This window comes from Pseudomonas sp. SA195 (assembly GCF_054131565.1).
In genome coordinates this window covers 3,799,456-3,816,421 of sequence record NZ_CP096392.1, presented here as the reverse complement: position 1 = coordinate 3,816,421, position 16,966 = coordinate 3,799,456, and the positions used below count along the sequence as shown (strand labels likewise).

General features: G+C 62.4%; 16 protein-coding genes. 11 read left to right on the top strand and 5 right to left on the bottom strand.

The window, feature by feature from the left end; all coding sequences use genetic code 11:
- Positions 1 to 90 precede the first annotated feature (90 nt).
- The gene (locus tag M1D78_RS17770; RefSeq protein ID WP_437421303.1) at positions 91 to 1,548 is read left to right on the top strand and encodes a catalase; all 1,458 of its coding nucleotides are present in this window, start codon (positions 91 to 93) and stop codon (positions 1,546 to 1,548) included.
- 55 nt (positions 1,549 to 1,603) lie between these two features.
- Here the strand turns inward: M1D78_RS17770 and uvrA are convergent, their stop codons facing one another.
- The gene (uvrA, locus tag M1D78_RS17765) at positions 1,604 to 4,441 is read right to left on the bottom strand and encodes an excinuclease ABC subunit UvrA (protein ID WP_437421302.1); all 2,838 of its coding nucleotides are present in this window, start codon (positions 4,439 to 4,441) and stop codon (positions 1,604 to 1,606) included.
- Positions 4,442 to 4,573: 132 nt separating this feature from the next.
- Here uvrA and M1D78_RS17760 point away from each other — a divergent pair, with 132 nt between their 5' ends.
- The 4 genes from M1D78_RS17760 (at position 4,574) to M1D78_RS17745 (ending at position 8,400) form a co-directional block, all read left to right on the top strand.
- Positions 4,574 to 5,941: an MFS transporter gene (locus M1D78_RS17760; protein ID WP_437421301.1), complete on the top strand. Its 1,368-nt coding sequence runs from the start codon at positions 4,574 to 4,576 to the stop codon at positions 5,939 to 5,941.
- A 156-nt stretch (positions 5,942 to 6,097) separates the two neighbouring features.
- On the top strand, positions 6,098 to 6,583 hold the full coding sequence (locus M1D78_RS17755) for a single-stranded DNA-binding protein (RefSeq protein WP_243605778.1): 486 nt from the start codon (positions 6,098 to 6,100) through the stop codon (positions 6,581 to 6,583).
- Between the two features lie 10 nt (positions 6,584 to 6,593).
- Entirely contained in the window at positions 6,594 to 7,478 is an 885-nt protein-coding gene (locus tag M1D78_RS17750) for a sugar nucleotide-binding protein (protein ID WP_437421300.1), read from the top strand.
- Positions 7,471 to 8,400: an NAD-dependent epimerase/dehydratase family protein gene (locus tag M1D78_RS17745; RefSeq protein WP_437421299.1), complete on the top strand. Its 930-nt coding sequence runs from the start codon at positions 7,471 to 7,473 to the stop codon at positions 8,398 to 8,400. The genes M1D78_RS17750 and M1D78_RS17745 overlap by 8 nt, the downstream gene beginning before the upstream one ends.
- A gap of 77 nt (positions 8,401 to 8,477) precedes the next feature.
- Here the strand turns inward: M1D78_RS17745 and M1D78_RS17740 are convergent, their stop codons facing one another.
- Positions 8,478 to 9,164, bottom strand: coding sequence for an OmpW/AlkL family protein (locus tag M1D78_RS17740; protein WP_437421298.1), 687 nt, complete (start codon positions 9,162 to 9,164; stop codon positions 8,478 to 8,480).
- 277 nt (positions 9,165 to 9,441) lie between these two features.
- Between M1D78_RS17740 and M1D78_RS17735 the strand changes: the two genes are divergently transcribed.
- Genes M1D78_RS17735 through M1D78_RS17710 form a run of 6 tightly spaced genes read left to right on the top strand, consistent with a single transcriptional unit; the run spans position 9,442 to position 14,315 of the window.
- Complete coding sequence (locus M1D78_RS17735) at positions 9,442 to 10,212, top strand: DUF3450 domain-containing protein (protein WP_437421297.1); 771 nt, start codon at positions 9,442 to 9,444, stop codon at positions 10,210 to 10,212.
- On the top strand, positions 10,209 to 11,555 hold the full coding sequence (locus M1D78_RS17730; protein ID WP_437421296.1) for a MotA/TolQ/ExbB proton channel family protein: 1,347 nt from the start codon (positions 10,209 to 10,211) through the stop codon (positions 11,553 to 11,555). Before M1D78_RS17735 ends, M1D78_RS17730 begins: the two co-directional genes overlap by 4 nt.
- The gene (locus tag M1D78_RS17725; protein WP_437421295.1) at positions 11,548 to 12,093 is read left to right on the top strand and encodes a MotA/TolQ/ExbB proton channel family protein; all 546 of its coding nucleotides are present in this window, start codon (positions 11,548 to 11,550) and stop codon (positions 12,091 to 12,093) included. Before M1D78_RS17730 ends, M1D78_RS17725 begins: the two co-directional genes overlap by 8 nt.
- 10 nt (positions 12,094 to 12,103) lie before the next feature.
- Entirely contained in the window at positions 12,104 to 12,517 is a 414-nt protein-coding gene (locus M1D78_RS17720) for an ExbD/TolR family protein (protein WP_243605785.1), read from the top strand.
- Complete coding sequence (locus M1D78_RS17715; protein ID WP_437421294.1) at positions 12,517 to 13,224, top strand: energy transducer TonB; 708 nt, start codon at positions 12,517 to 12,519, stop codon at positions 13,222 to 13,224. The genes M1D78_RS17720 and M1D78_RS17715 overlap by 1 nt, the downstream gene beginning before the upstream one ends.
- Positions 13,224 to 14,315, top strand: a complete 1,092-nt coding sequence (locus tag M1D78_RS17710; RefSeq protein ID WP_437421293.1) for a tetratricopeptide repeat protein — start codon at positions 13,224 to 13,226, stop codon at positions 14,313 to 14,315. Before M1D78_RS17715 ends, M1D78_RS17710 begins: the two co-directional genes overlap by 1 nt.
- Positions 14,316 to 14,407: 92 nt before the next feature.
- Here the strand turns inward: M1D78_RS17710 and M1D78_RS17705 are convergent, their stop codons facing one another.
- From M1D78_RS17705 to M1D78_RS17695, 3 genes are read right to left on the bottom strand one after another with little or no spacing between them, the layout of a single operon-like run.
- Entirely contained in the window at positions 14,408 to 14,920 is a 513-nt protein-coding gene (locus M1D78_RS17705) for a DUF3299 domain-containing protein (protein WP_437421292.1), read from the bottom strand.
- An 8-nt stretch (positions 14,921 to 14,928) separates the two neighbouring features.
- On the bottom strand, positions 14,929 to 16,194 hold the full coding sequence (locus M1D78_RS17700) for an ABC transporter permease (protein ID WP_437421291.1): 1,266 nt from the start codon (positions 16,192 to 16,194) through the stop codon (positions 14,929 to 14,931).
- 2 nt (positions 16,195 to 16,196) lie between these two features.
- Positions 16,197 to 16,904: an ABC transporter ATP-binding protein gene (locus M1D78_RS17695; protein ID WP_437421290.1), complete on the bottom strand. Its 708-nt coding sequence runs from the start codon at positions 16,902 to 16,904 to the stop codon at positions 16,197 to 16,199.
- Positions 16,905 to 16,966: the final 62 nt, after the last annotated feature.

Here is a 16,966-nt window from a genome sequence, read left to right as displayed (position 1 = left end):
CGATGTTGTCAGGCCAATAAATTAGAGCTTATTCACCGTCTCGCTTAATGTTTTCCTCAAGCCCATTGAACGGTTTTCAGGAGATACAACATGAGCGAGACCAAGATCCTCACCACTGCTTCCGGCGCCCCGGTTGCTGATAACCAAAACTCTCGATCCGCTGGCGCCCGCGGCCCGCTGTTATTGGATGACTTTCATCTCGTCGAAAAGCTTGCGCACTTCAACCGGGAAGTCATTCCGGAGCGTCGAGTTCACGCAAAGGGTTCAGGCGCGTACGGCACCCTGACAGTAACGTCGGATATCACTCGCTACACCAGCGCCAAGCTGTTCGATACCGTCGGCAAGAAGACCCCGTTGTTCTTGCGGTTTTCGACGGTTGGCGGTGAGCGCGGTTCAGCCGATACGGAGCGGGACCCGCGCGGTTTCGCAGTGAAGTTTTACACCGAGGAAGGCAACTGGGACATCGTTGGGAACAACACGCCGGTTTTCTTTATTCGCGATCCGCTGAAGTTTCCCGATTTCATCCATACGCAGAAGCGGGACCCCTGGAGCAATCTCAAGAGCCCTCAGATGATGTGGGACTTCTGGTCCTTATCTCCCGAAGCGTTGCATCAGATCACCATCCTTTTTTCCGATCGTGGCATTCCAGATGGCTATCGGTTCATGCATGGCTTTGGTAGCCATACGTTCAGCATGATCAATGCCGAGGGCGAGCGCGCCTGGGTGAAGTTTCACTTCAAGAGCATGCAGGGCATCAAGAATCTCGCGCCGGACGAGGCTGCGCGGCTGGCTGGTACGGATCCGGACTACGCACAACGTGACCTGTTCGATGCGATCGAGCGTGCCGAGTACCCGCGCTGGCGGATGTGTATCCAAGTCATGAGCGAGGAACAGGCTGCGGATCGTGCGGAGAACCCGTTCGACGTAACCAAGACTTGGTCACAGACAGAGTTCCCGTTAATCGAGGTGGGCATCCTCGAGCTGAACCGTAATCCCAGCAACTACTTTGCTGAAGTCGAACAGGCGGCATTCGCACCAAGCAATGTCGTGCCCGGCATCGGGTTGTCGCCGGACCGGATGCTCCAGGGGCGCGTCTTTGCGTACGCTGACGCGCATCGCTACCGTGTCGGTACGAACCATCAGCAGTTGCCCGTCAACGCACCGCGTTGTCCTTATCAGAACTACCAGCGTGACGGAGCCATGCGGTTCGACGGCAATGGTGGGTCTGCGCCGAACTACGAGCCGAACAGCTATGCGGGCGCGCCGAAACAAGCGCCGCGCTATGCCGAGCCAGGCTTGACGCTGAGCGGCGCGGCAGGCCGCTACGATCACCGCGTCGATGAGGACTATTACAGCCATGCCGGCGCACTGTTCCGCTTGATGAATGCCGACCAACAGGCCTTGCTGGTCAGCAATATCGTCGGTGCAATGCGGTCGGTGACACGCCCGGTACAGCTGCGACAGTTGGGCCACTTTTTCAAGGCCGATCCAACTTACGGAGCGGGCATTGCAAAAGGGTTGGACATTGACGTCAGCGAAATCGCCTGACGCGGTCCCCAAGCCGGGCGCGCAACGTGCTCGGCTTGGGGCATCGGCGTGTTGTTCAGCCTCGATCCCTTTCAAGTAGCGGTTTGAGGAAGTGCCCGGTGTGTGACTGAGGCGCTGCCGCGACTTCTTCGGGTGTGCCTGTGGCGATAATCTGGCCGCCTTTCGATCCGCCCTCTGGACCTAGATCGACGAGCCAGTCCGCCGTCTTGATCACATCCAGGTTATGTTCGATCACTACCACTGTGTTGCCGTGGTCGCGCAATCGATGTAACACGTCGAGCAGCTGTTGGATGTCCGCGAAGTGTAGACCTGTCGTCGGCTCGTCGAGGATGTAGAGCGTCTTGCCAGTATCACGCTTGGACAGTTCCCGGGACAGCTTGACCCGCTGTGCCTCGCCGCCAGACAGCGTGGTCGCACTCTGCCCTAGTTTGATGTAAGAGAGGCCCACATCCATGAGCGTCTGAAGTTTGCGGGCGACGGCAGGGACTGGGTCGAAGAATTCGCGCGCCTCCTCGATGGTCATGTCGAGCACTTCGGTGATGCTTTTGCCCTTGTACTTCACTTCCAACGTTTCACGGTTGTAGCGCTTGCCTTTGCATACGTCGCACGGCACGTAGATGTCCGGCAGGAAATGCATTTCTACTTTGATCACCCCGTCGCCCTGGCAGGCCTCGCAGCGTCCACCCTTGACGTTGAACGAGAAGCGGCCTGGGCCGTAGCCGCGAGATCGGGCTTCAGGCACGCCGGCGAATAGCTCGCGGATTGGCGTAAACAGACCGGTATAGGTCGCGGGGTTCGAGCGCGGGGTGCGGCCGATGGGGCTTTGGTCGATGTCGACAACCTTGTCCAGGTGCTGTAGCCCATCGAAGCTGTCGTGAGCGGCGACTTCCAGCGTGGTCGCGCCGTTGAGCGCGGTCGCGGTGATGGGGAACAGCGTATTGTTGATCACGGTGGACTTGCCCGAACCGGACACGCCGGTAATGCAGGTCAATAGACCGACCGGAATCTCGAGATCGACGTTGCGCAGGTTGTTGCCCCTAGCCCCCTTGAGCTTTAGCAGGCGGGCAGGGTCGCGGGGCGTTCGCTGCGCGGGGTAGTTGATCCTGATCCGTCCGGACAGATAGCCTCCGGTGAGCGAGGCCGGGTCGTTCATAACTTCATCGGGCGTGCCCTCGGCAACGATTTGCCCGCCGTGCACACCCGCACCAGGGCCGATATCGACGACATAGTCGGCCAGGCGGATTGCGTCTTCGTCATGCTCGACCACGATCACGGTATTGCCGATGTCGCGCAGGTGCCTGAGGGTGCCGAGCAGGCGTTCGTTGTCGCGCTGATGCAGGCCGATCGAGGGTTCGTCGAGGATATACATTACGCCCACCAACCCTGCACCGATCTGGCTAGCGAGGCGGATGCGCTGTGCCTCTCCGCCGGAGAGCGTATCCGCGCTGCGATCAAGGGTGAGGTAATCGAGCCCGACGTTCACCAAGAATTGCAGGCGTTCGCGAATCTCCTTGAGGATCTTGTCGGCGATTTCGCCTCGGCGGCCCGTTAGCGTCAGGTCCGCGAAGTAATCCGTCGCATCGCCTATAGGCAGCGCGGTTACGGCAGGCAGGGTCTTGTCGCCCACCCATACATGTCGCGCTTCGCGACGCAGCCGCGTGCCGCGGCACTCCGGGCAAGGTTGTGTGCTGAGGTATTTGGCAAGCTCCTCGCGCACGGTGTTCGACTCGGTTTCGCGGTAGCGTCGCTCGAGATTCGGAACGATACCCTCGAACGGATGCGAGCGTTTCACGATGTCGCCGCGGTCGTTAAGGTAGCGGAACTCGACGTTTTCCCTACCGCTACCGCGCAGGATGACTTTCTGCTGATCGGCAGTCAGCGAATCGAACGGCACGTCGAGGCTGAAGCGGTAGTGAGACGCCAGCGAGCCAAGCATCTGGAAGTAGTAGACGTTGCGCCTGTCCCAACCGCGGATGGCGCCTTCGGCCAGCGTCAGCTCGCCGTTGACCAGCCGCTTGGCGTCGAAGAACTGCTTGACGCCGAGGCCGTCACAGGTTGGGCAGGCACCGGCCGGGTTGTTGAACGAAAACAGCTTGGGTTCGAGTTCGCTGATCGAATGGCCGCAGACGGGGCAGGCGAAGCGTGCGGAAAAGACCATCTCGTCGTGGCCGTCGTCGTCATCCATCGGGGCGACCAGGGCAAGGCCATCGGCTAGCTTCAGCGCCGTTTCGAAGGACTCCGCGAGACGCTGCTGTAGATCGCCTCGTACCTTAAAGCGGTCAACGACCACGTCGATGGAGTGCTTCTTCTGCTTGTCCAGTTTGGGGAGCTCGTCCAGCTCGTGAAGGCGCCCATTGATGCGTGCGCGGACGAAACCCTGCGCGCGCAGCTCGTCGAAGACCGCCAAATGCTCGCCCTTGCGCTCGCGGATGACCGGCGCGAGTAGCATGAGCTTGCGGCCTTCCTCGAGCGCCAGAACCTGGTCGACCATCTGGCTGACCGTTTGGGCTTCCAGCGGCGCGTCGTGGTCCGGGCAGCGAGGGGTGCCGACGCGGGCATAGAGCAAGCGCAGGTAGTCGTAGATCTCCGTGATGGTACCGACGGTAGAACGTGGATTGTGAGATGTGGATTTCTGCTCGATCGAAATGGCCGGCGATAAGCCTTCGATGGTGTCCACGTCCGGCTTTTCCATCATCGACAAAAATTGCCGGGCGTAAGCCGACAGGGATTCGACGTAACGGCGCTGGCCCTCGGCGTAGAGCGTGTCGAAGGCTAGCGAAGACTTGCCGGAGCCTGACAAGCCAGTGATTACGATCAGCTTGTCGCGCGGCAGGGTCAGGTCGATGTTCTTCAGGTTGTGGGTACGGGCCCCACGAATCAGAATCTTGTCCAAAGCAGCCTCGCGTGGCGGGCGGGAAACCCGAAATTATACGGCCGGGGCGACGGTGCGGCAAAAAGCGTGCGCCTGTGCCGAGCAGGGGATGGCTGCTAGAATCGCCGCCGGTTCATTCAAGCGAGACCCCACATGCAGGATCCCTACAGCGAGCGCATGAGCGCGAGCGAAACCCGTGCTGCTTCCGGTCTGGCCCTGGTTTTCGCGTTCCGCATGCTCGGCATGTTCATGGTCTTGCCGGTACTGGCAACCTATGGCACGGAATTGCAGGGGGCGACGCCAGCGCTTATCGGTCTCGCGATCGGTGCCTATGGTTTGACCCAGGCGGTGCTGCAAATTCCCTTCGGAATTTTGTCGGATCGAATTGGCCGGCTGCCAGTGATCTACTTTGGTCTGCTGATCTTCGCCGCTGGCGCAGCCCTCGCGGCCACGGCTGATTCGATCTGGGGCGTGATCGCTGGGCGCATCCTGCAGGGCGCTGGGGCGATTTCTGCCGCGGTGATGGCATTGTTGTCCGATCTGACGCGGGAGCAGCACCGGACCAAGGCAATGGCGTTGATCGGCATGAGCATCGGCGTCTCTTTCGCGGTAGCGATGGTCGTCGGGCCTTTAATGACGCGCGCGTTCGGGTTGTCAGGCCTCTTTTGGGCTACGGCAATCATGGCGCTAGCCGGCATCGGCGTAGTCGTGACCTTGCCCCGCGCCCACCAGCACCTTCGCCATCGGGAGTCGGGGGTGGCGGGCCAGGCGCTTTGGCCCACGCTGCGTCATCCCGATCTGCTGCGTTTGGATTTCAGCATCCTGGCCTTGCATGCAATCCTGATGGCCAGTTTCGTCGCGCTTCCTCTGGCGCTGGTCACCGAGGCCGGCTTGCCGCGGGACGAGCACTGGTGGGTCTACTTGTCGGCCCTGGTAACGGGCTTTTTCGGAATGGTGCCGTTCATCATCTACGGCGAAAAGAAGCGGCAGATGCGGCGGGTCGTGCTGGGTGCCGTAGGGGCGCTGTTGCTCACCGAGCTGTTCTTTCTGGCGCTGGGCGATCGCTTATGGTCGCTGGTGGCAGGGATGATCCTGTTTTTCACTGCCTTCAACCTGCTCGAAGCATCGCTGCCCTCGCTTATCAGCAAGGTGGCGCCAGCGGGCGGGAAAGGCACCGCAATGGGCGTCTACTCGACGAGTCAGTTCCTCGGCGCGGGCGCTGGCGGGATTCTCGGCGGCTGGATGTATCAGATAGGCGGCCTGGAGCTGGTGTTCGGCGGTTGCGCAGTGCTCTGCGCGCTCTGGCTGCTCGTCACCTGGCGCATGCGCGAGCCGCCCTACGTGACCGGCCTGCGGCTGCCGCTTTCGGCGCAGGCGGTGGATAACCCCCGCCTGGCCGAGCAGATGCTCGCGGTGCAGGGTGTCTCGGATGCGCTTGTCATCACCGAAGAGGCAGCGGCGTACCTGAAGGTCGATATGCAGCTGCTAGACCGCGCGGCACTGGACGGGCTCGTCGCCTAACTGGCCGTGAGCGGCGTCACGCTTGATGCCTTGCGAGGGCATCGCCTTGGCCGGCCACGGGCGGGTGGGGTAAGATTCGCGGTCATTGGCTTTTCCTGTCAGCAGGATCCGCTCCAGTGAGCCAACCTAAATTCGTGTTTCAGAAAGGAGTTACCCATGGCCAGAGGGGTGAATAAAGTCATCTTGATCGGCAATGTCGGCGGCGATCCGGAAACCCGCTACATGCCCAATGGCAATGCGGTGACCAACATCACGCTGGCCACCACCGACAGCTGGAAAGACAAACAGACCGGTCAACTGCAGGAACGCACCGAGTGGCACCGCGTTGTGCTGTTCGGCAAGGTTGCCGAGATTGCGGGTGAGTACCTGCGCAAGGGCTCGCAGTGCTACATCGAAGGGCGCCTGCAAACCCGCGAGTGGGAAAAGGACGGCGTCAAGCGCTACACCACTGAAGTCGTCGTGGACATGGGCGGCACCATGCAACTACTCGGCGGCCGTGGCGGCAGTTCGGACGACTCCCCACGTCAGTCGCAGCCTCGCCCGCAGCGCGAAGCGCAACCGCAGCAGTCGCGTCCGCAGCCTCAGCCGGCGCAGCAGCCGGCACCGGACTACGACAGCTTCGACGACGATATCCCCTTCTAGAGTCTTCTCGATGCGAATGCGCCTGATGCTGTTGGGCGGCGGCAATGCCCTGGGTCAGGCGCTCATCCGCCTGGGTGCGGAGGAGGACATCGGCTTTCTCGCGCCGCGTCCTCCGTCTCAGGGCTGGGATGCGGCCAGCCTCACCGAATTGCTCGACGGCAACCGACCGGATGTCGTCATCAACCTCGCCTATTACTTCGACTGGTTCCAGAGCGGCCACGTAGAGGACGCCCAACTGGCGCGTCAGGAGCGTGCCGTGGAGCGTTTGGCCGAGCTTTGCCAGCACCACGATTTCATTCTCGTTCAGCCGTCCAGTTATCGCGTCTTCGACGGTGCTCGCACGACTGCTTACAGCGAGAAGGATGAAGTGGCTCCCCTGGATGCCCGTAGCAAGGCGCTGTGGCGTACCGAACAGAGTGTACGGACGCTGTGCCCCCGGCATGTGCTGTTGCGCTTTGGCTGGCTGCTCGACGACAGCGCAGATGGGTTGTTGGGCCGGTTTCTCCACCGGCTTGAAACGTGCGAGGCGCCGAGCCTGGCCGACGACCGGCGAGGCAATCCGACACCAGTCGAGGACGCCGCGCGGGTCATGTTGGCGATCCTCAAACAGCTTGATTGTCAGGCGCCGCTGTGGGGCACCTACCACTATGGCGGTCATGAGGCCTCGACACCCTTGGTTGTTGGGCAGGCATTGATGGCGGAGGCTGCGCAGCATCGGCGGCTCGCGGTGGAAACCCTGACCCCCGTCGCGCATGCGGACTGTCCCGATGCTGCGGACGAGCCTCAGCATGGGGTGCTCGCCTGCAAGAAGATATTCAACACGTTCGGCATAAAGCCGCGCGCCTGGCGCGCCGGGCTGCCGGGCCTTCTGGAGCGATATTATCGACATGGATAGATCACCCGTTCTGGTTACCGGTGGCGCTGGCTTCATCGGCTCCAACCTGGTCGATGCCCTGGTCGCGCGCGGCTACCGGGTGCGTGTTCTGGACAACCTCTCAATGGGCAAGCGCCGCAATCTGCCGACAAGCGAGTGCGTCGAGTTCATCGAAGGTGACGTGGCCGATGCACACCTGGTGCGTCACGCAGTGCAAGGTTGCTGCGCCGTGGTACACCTGGCGGCAGTGGCCTCGGTGCAGGCGTCTGTCGACGATCCTGTCGCTACGCACCAAGGCAATTTCGTCGGCACCTTGAACGTTTGCGAGGCGATGCGCGATGCCGGCGTTCGGCGGGTGGTGTTTGCCTCCAGCGCGGCGATTTATGGCAACAATGGGGAAGGCAAGGCGATCGACGAGGACACGCCCAAAGCACCGCTGACCCCTTACGCGGCGGACAAGCTCGCCAGTGAGCACTACCTTGATTTCTATCGTCGCCAGCATGGTCTGGAGCCAGCGGTGTTCCGCTTCTTCAATATCTACGGGCCTCGTCAAGACCCGTCTTCACCGTACTCTGGTGTGATCAGCATTTTTACCGAGCGCGCGCGGAAGGGTTTGCCTATCACGGTATTCGGTGACGGTGAGCAGACGCGGGACTTTCTCTTCGTCGGCGATCTGGTCGAGCTGTTGGTGCAGGCGATCGAGCAGGACAAGGTCGAGGTCGGTGCTGTCAATGTCGGGCTAAATCGCGCGACCAGCCTGAACCAGCTGCTCGCGGCAGTTGGCGAGGTGATCGGCGGGTTGCCTCCGGTCAGCTATCAGGCGGCGCGAAGCGGGGATATCAGGCATTCTCGAGCGGACAATTCTCGGCTGCTGGCGCGTTATCGCTTGCCAGAGCCCGTGACCGAGATGCGCGACGGGCTTGCTCAATTACTGGCGTGTTAGTTCGTCGTAGTCCAACGGCTGAAAGATGAAACCCCGCCAGTTGGCGGGGTTTCATCTTTGGTTCCGGTTTTGCTCGGTCAGAACTTGTAGCCGAGGCCGACCATGTAAACCATCGGGTCGACATCTACGTCGACTTTGACCTTGGCTCCACCAAAATTCGTGGTGCCGGTGGTATCGATGTCGATGTAACGCACCTGGGCGTTGATCATCAGTTTGTCGGTGAGCATGTAGTCCATGCCTACCTGTGCGGCCAGCCCCCAGGAGTCCTTCATGTCCAGCCCGCTGAAGCCCTTACCTTCGGCCTCGCTGGAGAGCTTGTCATCGAAGAACCAGGTGTAATTGATACCTGCGCCCAGGTAGGGCTGAAATGCCGATTTGCTGTCCAGTGGGTAATAAACGACGCTGAGCGTCGGTGGCAGATGCTTGAGCTCACCCAGCTTGCCATTCAGGCCGGAGAAACCACCGGGCATTCCTGCTACGCCAACGTCGTGGCTGAACGGCGTGGCAGCAAGCAGTTCGATACCGACCTTGTCGGTGACCATATAAGCAAAGTTGAGACCGAGCTGGGTGTCGCTGTCCAGCGTGGCCTTGGTTCCCGCGACGCTGGTTGAAAGCGCACCGACGTAGATGTCGCTGCTGTCTTCTCGCGGATCGACGGTCACCGCACCGGCTCGAACGATCACATCACCTGCCTGATGGGCCTGGGCGAAAGGGGCGGCGACGGCCAGGGCCAGGACGGACGCGGTAAACAGGGTCTTGCGCATAGTGGTACTCCATCGAGACAGGATGTGTTGCGATTGGTGCCCATGGTAGGTCGCTGCTCCGGGCCCATTTTGATCCAGCTCAATAAAGCCAACCGCAGCGGAACAGAGCCTTCGCGCTGGTTGCTTTGTCCTCGACTTGCAGATGATAATGTTTCTCTTTCTGAATCCGCTGCGGCAAGACGCATCGTGGCTCGCCTTGGGATAGGCTGCCTCGTGCATCGTAAAAGTGTTATAGCGTAACACTCTAAAGCTGCTGTGAACTGAGGGTCCACTCCGCATGAATCCGCACCCGACTCGCTTGCTGGCAGGCGTGCTCTTGTCGTTATGCCTGCCCCTGCAGGCCGCCCCATTGGATGAGGCGCTGAATGAAAGCCAGCGCCTGGCCAGCGAAGCCCAGGCCTCGCAGGCGCGCATCGAGCAACTCGATGATGCGACCCGGCAGATGCTCAATGACTACCGCAACGCTGTGCAGCAAGCCGAAGCGCTGAAGGCGTACAACGCCCAATTGACGGAGCTCACCGCAGCGCAGCGCAAGGAGCTGGAAGGATTCCAGCGTCAACTCGATAGCATTGAGCGGACCCAGGAAGCTGTAGCCCCGCAAATGGGTCGCATGATCGACGTGTTGGAAGAATTCATCGCCGCCGACCTGCCGTTCCTGCCGGAAGAGCGGGCCGACCGCCTGGCCAGCCTGCAGGACATGGAGGCGCGCGCGGATGTCAGCTTGGCGGAGAAATATCGCCGCATCCTCGAGGCCTATCAGATCGAGAGTGATTACGGGCGGACGCTTGAAGCCTGGCGCGGGGAGTTGCCGACCGAGGGCGGCAGCCGCAGTGTCGAATTCCTCAGGCTGGGCCGCACGATGCTCTATTACCAGACCCTCGATGCGCACGAGAGTGGTTGGTGGAATCCGCAAACGCAGAGCTGGCAGGTGCTGGACGGCAGCGCGCGTCGGCCGCTCACCAAAGCAATCGCCATTGCTCGCCAGCAGCAGGCTCCGAGCTGGCTCGAACTCCCCGTGAAGACCCTGGCCAAGGAGGCTGCGCAATGACTCGCCTGCTGACATCGTTGCTCATCGGCTGCCTGCCGGTGTTCGCCATGGCTGCCGAGCCGTTGAGCCCGGACCAGTTGCTGCAGCGCATCCGTAGCGAGCGCGCAGCTGAGGTCGAGGCCATGCAGGCGCGCGAACAACAGTTCATCCAGAACCGTGGCGAGCAGGCGCAACTGCTGGCTCGGGCGACGGCTGCGCTCGAAGCGCAGAAAGCCGAGGCCGAGCGTCTTAAAGCGGAATTCGATCGCCAGGAGGCCGAGCTGGCCGAGCAGGAGAAACTCCTGGCGCAGCGCGTCGGCCATCTAGGCGAGTTGTTTGGCGTCGTTCGCCAGAGTGCAGGCGATATCGCCGGTCAATGGCAGGACAGCCTGCTGAACGTGCAGTACCCCTATCGCGTCGAGCGACTGCGCACCCTAGCCGAAAGCCGTGCGTTGCCGTCGGCCGAAGACCTTGATGGCTTCTGGATGACGCTGCTCGAAGACCTCGCCGCGAGCGGGCGCATCGAGCGGGTCGAACTGCCCGTCGTGCACGCGGATGGCCAGCGCGGTACCGAGCAAGTGCTGCGCGTCGGCGGGTTTGCCGCTTATACGGATGATGCCTTCCTGCGCTACGACAGTGACGCGGGTGAATTGCTGGCACCGGCGCGCCAGCCTTCGGGCATCGGGCAGGTCAACGATTACCTGAGCAGCAACGATGCATTGGCGACGCTGCCGGTCGACCCCAGTCGCGGCACGCTTCTGGCGCAGTTGCAACGCCAGCCCCAGCTTTGGGATCGGGTACAGCAGGGTGGGCTGGTTGGCTGGGTGATTCTGGCGCTCGGCGTGGTGGGCTTGCTGCTGGCTATCTGGCGCATGGTGTACCTCTCAGGCGTCGGTCGGGCGGTTGGTCGGCAGATGCGTGAACTGGGTACGCCGCGCGATGACAATCCATTGGGCCGCATCATTGGCGTGCTTGGGCCTAAGCCGCAGCTGTCCGATCTGGAGACGCTGGAGCTGAAGCTCGATGAGGCAATCCTGCAGGAGACACCCCCGCTCGAGCGCGGCCAGCCGCTGCTCAAGCTGCTCAGCGCCGTTGCACCGCTGCTTGGGCTACTCGGCACCGTTACCGGGATGATTGTCACGTTCCAGGCGATCACTCAGAGCGGTGGTGGCGACTCGCGCCTGATGGCAGACGGTATTTCTCAGGCGCTGGTGACGACGGTGCTTGGTCTGGTGGTAGCAATTCCGCTGCTGTTCCTGCACAGCCTGCTCGCCAGCCGCAGCAAGGCGCTGATCCAACTGTTGGAGCAGCAGAGCGCTGGCCTTATCGCCCTTCATCTGTCGGGGACGCCTCGCCGTGACTGATCTGCATCTGCGCTGGCTCAGCCTGGTCGACGGCGCCTACGCGCTGCTCGACTTCATGGCCGCAGGCGGTGCGGTCATGTGGGCGCTGGCCGCGCTGTGCGTGCTCTATTGGACGCTGGTGTTCGAGCGCCTCTGGTTCATGCGGCAAGTTTTCCCGCGCTGGGTCGAGACGCGCCGGCAGGCCTGGGCTCGCCTCGATTCGGAACCGGGCAGCTGGCAGCGAGCCATACGCAGCGCCTGGCTCGCTGAAGCACAGCAACAGCTGGCTGGGCCGCTGCGCATGAGCAAGACCCTCGTAGCCATGTACCCGCTGCTCGGCCTGCTCGGCACGGTGACCGGCATGATCGCCGTGTTCGATGTGCTGGCGCTGAACGGCACCGGTAACCCGCGCGGCATGGCAGCGGGCGTCTGGCAAGCCACTCTTCCAACCATGGCGGGGATGGTTCTGGCCATCACTGGATTGTTCAGCCTGGCGCGTCTCGAACGTATTTCGCGACAGGCTCTCGACCGGCTGGCCGACCAGCTGCGTCACGATTGAGGATTACAGGATGCGTATGCGTCGTCACCACTACCAGCAGGAAGAAGACACCGGCATCGACCTGACGCCGATGCTCGACGTGGTCTTCATCATGCTGATCTTCTTCATCGTTACCAGCTCCTTTATCAAAGAGTCTGGTGTCGAGGTCCAGCGCCCGCAGGCCGAAACAGCCAGTGCGCAGGACAAGGGCAACATTCTGATTGCCGTGACCGCTGACGGGCAGGTCTGGATCGACAAACAGGCGGTGGACGTACGCAGCGTGCGTGCGCATGTCGAACGGTTGCGCGTCGACCAGCCGGAAGGCGCCGTAGTCGTGCAGGCGGACCAGGACGCCCGCACCGGTTTGGTCGTGCAGGTCATGGACCAGGCGCGGCAGGCTGGTGTTCAAGACGTGGCGCTCGCCGCCAGTTCGGGAGTGCAGTGATGGTAAACGGACTGACCCGGGTCGGGCTGTCCTTCATCGGCGCCTGCGTGGTGGCGGTGCTGTTGTTCGTGTTGATGCTGAGCATGGTTAACCCTCCGCGCGACGACGTGGTCGAGGATCCGATCGCGATCGCCAATTTCGTGCGTATGGACACTCAAAACGAGAGCACCGCTACGCGCTCCCGGCAGCAAGCACCGCAACCGCCGCAGCCCAAGACGCCGCAGCCACCGACCCCACCGACGCCAGACATGGCCACTCCTAACGCCAGCCTACCCAAGCTCGACCTGCCGTTGCCGAACATCGACACCGGCATGGCAGTGGCCAGTGCCCCAGCGCCGAGCCTGTCCGGCCTCGCGGCTGCTGAAACCGCACCCGCTCCGCCAGCGCCTGCGCCTGCCGCAGCGGATGCCGGGCGTTCAGGTGGGCCGGAGCAGGAAGTGATGCCATTGAACGATGTCCGCCCCGAGTATCCCTATCGGGCCCGGCAGCGTGGCATCGAAGGTCATATCAAGCTGGCCTTCACCATCACCCCGGCTGGGCGGGTGGAGAACATCCGTGTGGTAGAGGCTTCGCCACCCAATGTCTTTGATCGGGAGGCTCGCCGTGCTGCGGCGCGCTGGCGCTTTGCCCCGCGTACCGAGAACGGTGCGGCGGTGGCACGCGAGGCTGTCAAGACACTTCATTTCCGACTGCAAGGAGATCGCTGATGCGCCCTTTACTGCTGTTGGCTTCTTTGTTGTTCATGGCTTCTGCGCATGCCGCGCAGAGTATCGATCCCGCGGTGTTCAAGGCGTTAGAGCGCGCCCGAACTGCACAGGACAAGGGTGAGTACAGCGCGGCGCGCCAGGCACTGAGTGGGGCTGAGGCGAGGGCTGGCAGCCTTGAAGAGGCTTTGTTGTGGCGCAGCCGTGCGTACTTGGCTTGGGCTGAAGGTGACAACCGACAGGCGCTGGAATTGCTCGAGAAGGCAGTCAACAGCGGCAAGCTCGACGACACGATGCTGCCCAACGAGCACCTGAACCTTGCCAAGCTGAACCTCGTCGAGCGGCGCTACGCGAAGGTGGTCAGCCTGCTGGGCGCGCAGGCCAAACCGAGCGAAGAGGTGCTGCAGATGCTTGTGCAGGCTTATCAGGGCCTCGGTCAGCATCCCAAGGCGCTGCCACTGGCCGAGCGCTATGTGCAGGCGAATCCGAACGCCGGTGAAACCTGGATCCAGTTCCTCGTCGGTGCCAACGCCGAGCTGAAGCGCTACGAGGCGGCTGAGCGCTGGCAGCGTCGTTTGCTGGAGAAGCACCCTAATGATGCTAAGAGCTGGCGCCAGTTGGCAGGTTTGCAGCAGCTCGCCGGCGACGAAGATAAGGCGTTAGCGACGCTGCGGGCCGCCCATACCAAAGGGCTGCGCTTCAGCGAATCGGAGCTGGATAACCTCGTCCTGCTCGCGGGCGCAACGGGCCAGCCTTGGCAGGGCGCCAAACTGCTGCAGGGCATGCTCGACTCGCAACTGCTAGCCATGACCGCTGCCCGTCGCGAGCGGCTCGGCCAGCTCTGGTGGCAGGCGCGCGAGCGGCAAGCCGCTGCGGGAATCTACCGTGACTTGGCTGCGCAATCCGGATCGGCAAAGCTCTGGCTCAACGTGGCGCAACTCGAACTGGAGCAGTCGCGTTGGCAAGCCGGCCTTGATGCGTTGCGCCAGGCCGAACGCGCTGGTGCTGAACGCCGCAAGGTCAGGGCATGGCGCGAATGGGCCGAGGGTGAGTTGAACTTCGAGCGCGAACGCCAGGTCGCCAGTGTTCGCTGATCTGTTTCAGTGTGCGCCGTGCGCAAGGCACGGCGCATGTTCCGTAGCCGCTAGTTGGGCTCGCCAGGCTTAGCTCGGGTTCGAGCGCAGCGCTATTCGAGTTCGTATAGATAGATCTTCTGCGCGGCCATGCGATAGCCCGCTTCGGCGAGTTCGCTGCTGGCGTGCTCGACCCTGAGCGGGCCCTCGATCCAGAACGGCTGGTAGAGCGCGTCCATTTTCACGCCGAGCTCGCTGGTGGCATGCACGATCTGGTTCGAAGGCGGTGGGGGCACATGAATGCAGGCGCCGAAATAAGGCACCAGCAGGAACTCCGTAACGCGGCCGTCTTCAGTCATGTCCAGCGGCACGATATAGCCTGGCAGCTTGACCTGAACGCCATCGAGCGCTCCGACCACCGGCTCGGCTGGCGACTGTTGGGCGGCTGCAGGACCGGCTTCGGCGGCCAGTGCATCGGCCAGTTGCGACATATCATGCATGGCCACCGGCGGGGGTGGCGGTGGGGCATCGGCAGGAATCAGATCGGACCATTGCAGCTCCCGTACCTCGGCCGAGGCAAACGGGACGATTAGCGCGAGCAGCGCAGCGGACAGCAGGCGTGGCATGGTTTACCTCATAGTCGGATCGACAAGCCATCGGCAAGGGATTGGCGGTAAGCGCGCCAGGCTGGAACCGCACCCATCAGTAGCCCGGCCAGCAAAATGCCGCTCAGCAGCGACCATTCATAAAGGCTCGGCCAGGCCAATGGCAGATAGAGCCCATAATGGGCCTGCACCGGTTCCTGCGCCAGGATCAGCGCTACGTAGAGCAGGGCCAGCCCCAGCAGAGCACCGGCGAGCGCGAGGGCGAAAGCCTCGAGCACCAGCAGTGTCGCGACATGCCAGGGGCGTGCGCCGACTGAGCGCAGTATCGCCATCTCACGACGACGCTCGTTGAGGCTGGTAAGGATCGCCGTGAGCATGCCGATCAAACCGGTCAGCACGACAAACAGCGACACCACGAAGAGTGCTTTTTCCGCTGTTCCCATGAGACTCCAGAGCTCCTGAAGCGCCACGCCAGGCAAAATCGCCAGCAGCGGCTCGCCCCGATAGCCATTGATTTCACGCTGCAAGGTAAAGGTCGCAATCTTGCTGTTCAGGCCGAGCATGAACGCCGTGATCTGGGCGGGCTGCAAATTCATCTGCCTGGCCTGTTCCGCGTCGATCCGTGCAGCGCCGCGTGCGGGCATGCCGTTCTGCCAGTCGACGTGCAGCGCCTCCATGCCGGCGAGGTTGATGTGCAGGGTCCGGTCCACGGGTGTGCCGGTGCGTTTGAGAATGCCGACCACGCGAAAGGGCTTGTCGTCGTGTTGCACCAGGCTGACGGTAGAGACGCCGTGTGCCAGAACGAGCTCGTCGCCGAGCCTGTAGCCGAGTGCCTGCGCCACCTCTGCACCGAGCACGACGTCGAACGGGTCAGTGCCGAAGGGGTGCCCCTCTGCCAATTCCAAGGGCTGTTTGCGGCCGTAGCGGTAGTGTTCGAAATAGGCGGCGCTGGTACCCATGACGCGATAGCCACGGTGCGAGTCGCCTAGGGATATCGGGATTGCCCAACTGACGCGCGGGTGGTTGGCGAAATGTTCAAAGCTGTCCCAGCGGATGTTGTTAGTCGCATTGCCGATACGAAACACCGAATAGAGCAGCAGGTTGATCGAGCCGGAACGGGCACCCACGATGAGGTCGGTACCGCTTATGGTGCTGGCGAAGCTGGCGCGGGCTTCGGTCCGAACACGCTCGACGGCCAACAGCAGGCACACCGACAGGGCGATGGCGAACACCGTAAGCAGGGCGGTGAAGCGGCGATTGTTCAGGCTCGCCAGGGCAATACGCAACAAGGGCATGTTCAAATCTCCGCCGGGCGGGCGGCTCGGTTGAGTTCGGCGAGCGACAGGTTGCGGTCGAACAGCGGGGCGAGGCTTTGATCGTGGCTGACGAACAGCAGGCTGGCCCCCGCCGCGCGACATTCGGCGAACAATAGCTGGATAAAGGCTTCGCGGCTGTCGGCGTCAAGTGCAGACGTGGGTTCGTCGGCAATGACCAGCTCCGGCTGGCCGATCAACGCACGGGCCGCGGCGACCCGTTGTTGCTGGCCGATCGACAGCGCATCGGCACGCCGCTCAAGCAGGGCCGCAGGCAGTCCGAGATGCGCTAGCAGGTGTGCAGCCGCCTGATCGACGCTTCCAAAACGCGCCTTCGCCCGGGTCGCACGCAAGGTCGAAAAGTGACATGGCAGTCGGACGTTTTCCGCCACCGAAAGGAACGGAAGCAGGTTGAACTGCTGGAAAATGTAACCGGTGTGGTCGACGCGGAAGCGATCACGCGCACCGGCTGGCAGGGTGCCGAGGTTGGTGCCCAGTAGGCGCACCTCGCCACGTCCAGCCATTTGCACGCCGCCAATCAGGCCCAACAGCGTCGTTTTGCCGCTGCCAGAAGGCCCTCTCAAAAACAGGCTTTGGTCCGCCTCCAGGCGAAAACTTGGTATGTCGAGGAGCTCCGGCTGGCCGGGCCAGGAGAACCCGAGGTCGTGGAGTTCGAGAAGCGCTGTGGTCATCGAAGGCCGTCTTTCGTCAGGTGGCGCAAGTGTACTGCCTGGACGGGTGGCCAGGCAGGGGC

What these genes read in the sequence shown, in the direction of transcription:
- M1D78_RS17755 (WP_243605778.1), top strand. Translation starts at nt 6,098, where the DNA reads ATGGCCAGAGGGGTGAATAAAGTCATCTTGATCGGCAATGTCGGCGGC.
- M1D78_RS17760 (WP_437421301.1), top strand. Translation starts at nt 4,574, where the DNA reads ATGCAGGATCCCTACAGCGAGCGCATGAGCGCGAGCGAAACCCGTGCT.
- M1D78_RS17730 (WP_437421296.1), top strand. Translation starts at nt 10,209, where the DNA reads ATGACTCGCCTGCTGACATCGTTGCTCATCGGCTGCCTGCCGGTGTTC.
- M1D78_RS17700 (WP_437421291.1), bottom strand. Translation starts at nt 16,194, where the DNA reads ATGCCCTTGTTGCGTATTGCCCTGGCGAGCCTGAACAATCGCCGCTTC.
- M1D78_RS17720 (WP_243605785.1), top strand. Translation starts at nt 12,104, where the DNA reads ATGCGTATGCGTCGTCACCACTACCAGCAGGAAGAAGACACCGGCATC.
- M1D78_RS17710 (WP_437421293.1), top strand. Translation starts at nt 13,224, where the DNA reads ATGCGCCCTTTACTGCTGTTGGCTTCTTTGTTGTTCATGGCTTCTGCG.
- M1D78_RS17735 (WP_437421297.1), top strand. Translation starts at nt 9,442, where the DNA reads ATGAATCCGCACCCGACTCGCTTGCTGGCAGGCGTGCTCTTGTCGTTA.
- M1D78_RS17715 (WP_437421294.1), top strand. Translation starts at nt 12,517, where the DNA reads ATGGTAAACGGACTGACCCGGGTCGGGCTGTCCTTCATCGGCGCCTGC.
- M1D78_RS17770 (WP_437421303.1), top strand. Translation starts at nt 91, where the DNA reads ATGAGCGAGACCAAGATCCTCACCACTGCTTCCGGCGCCCCGGTTGCT.
- M1D78_RS17750 (WP_437421300.1), top strand. Translation starts at nt 6,594, where the DNA reads ATGCGAATGCGCCTGATGCTGTTGGGCGGCGGCAATGCCCTGGGTCAG.
- M1D78_RS17705 (WP_437421292.1), bottom strand. Translation starts at nt 14,920, where the DNA reads ATGCCACGCCTGCTGTCCGCTGCGCTGCTCGCGCTAATCGTCCCGTTT.
- M1D78_RS17740 (WP_437421298.1), bottom strand. Translation starts at nt 9,164, where the DNA reads ATGCGCAAGACCCTGTTTACCGCGTCCGTCCTGGCCCTGGCCGTCGCC.
- M1D78_RS17745 (WP_437421299.1), top strand. Translation starts at nt 7,471, where the DNA reads ATGGATAGATCACCCGTTCTGGTTACCGGTGGCGCTGGCTTCATCGGC.
- M1D78_RS17695 (WP_437421290.1), bottom strand. Translation starts at nt 16,904, where the DNA reads ATGACCACAGCGCTTCTCGAACTCCACGACCTCGGGTTCTCCTGGCCC.